The sequence below is a fragment of the Exiguobacterium sp. s129 genome, assembly GCF_018617585.1.
In the GTDB taxonomy this organism is placed as follows: Bacteria; Bacillota; Bacilli; order Exiguobacteriales; family Exiguobacteriaceae; genus Exiguobacterium; species Exiguobacterium aestuarii_A.
On sequence record NZ_JACSKL010000034.1, the window covers coordinates 1 to 768 of the forward strand.

Genomic DNA, 768 nt, shown 5'->3' on the forward strand with positions numbered 1-768 from the left:
CGTTCCCATGCCGAACACGGAAGTTAAGCGTCTCAGCGCCGAAAGTAGTTGGGGGATCTCCCCCTGTGAGGATAGGACGTTGCCAGGCTACATATTGGAGGATTAGCTCAGCTGGGAGAGCACCTGCCTTACAAGCAGGGGGTCGGCGGTTCGATCCCGTCATCCTCCACCATTTACACCTGCCGGTGTAGCTCAGTTGGTAGAGCATCTGACTTGTAATCAGAGGGTCGAGGGTTCGAATCCTTTCGCCGGCACCATTTGATCTTTTTGAAAAGTCTACCGCTAGAAATTATACCTTGCCGGGGTGGCGGAATTGGTAGACGCACAGGACTTAAAATCCTGCGAGGGTTTCCTCGTGCCGGTTCAAGTCCGGCCCTCGGTACCATTAATATTTTCCCATGATGATTATTCGTCTCGCACCCTTAGCTCAGCTGGATAGAGCGTTAGACTACGAATCTAAAGGCCGGGAGTTCGAATCTCTCAGGGTGCACCATTTTTACGGGAAGTAGCTCAGCTTGGTAGAGCACTTGGTTTGGGACCAAGGGGTCGCAGGTTCGAATCCTGTCTTCCCGACCATCATCACTTTTATATGGGGCCTTAGCTCAGCTGGGAGAGCGCCTGCCTTGCACGCAGGAGGTCAGCGGTTCGATCCCGCTAGGCTCCACCAATTTTATTTTTTACAGACGAACTTTGAAAACTGAACGATGAGGCAAAAATAAGTTTTACAATTTTTGAATGAAGCGCAAGCTTCGTCAATTTAAGAGCTAT

At 50.5% G+C, this 768-nt stretch carries 6 tRNA genes and 1 rRNA gene; all 7 read left to right on the forward strand.

Annotated features, from left to right (window positions below):
• A 5S ribosomal RNA gene (gene rrf / locus KNO92_RS14685) occupies positions 1-88 on the forward strand; the annotation flags it as partial.
• Positions 89-96: 8 nt separating this feature from the next.
• Positions 97-172, forward strand: a tRNA-Val gene (locus KNO92_RS14690).
• 9 nt (positions 173-181) lie between these two features.
• Positions 182-257, forward strand: a tRNA-Thr gene (locus KNO92_RS14695).
• Between the two features lie 41 nt (positions 258-298).
• Positions 299-385 (forward strand) — tRNA-Leu (locus tag KNO92_RS14700).
• Positions 386-416: 31 nt separating this feature from the next.
• A tRNA-Arg gene (locus KNO92_RS14705) sits at positions 417-493 on the forward strand.
• Between the two features lie 6 nt (positions 494-499).
• A tRNA-Pro gene (locus tag KNO92_RS14710) sits at positions 500-576 on the forward strand.
• 15 nt (positions 577-591) lie between these two features.
• Positions 592-667: transfer RNA gene (locus tag KNO92_RS14715), tRNA-Ala, on the forward strand.
• Positions 668-768: the final 101 nt, after the last annotated feature.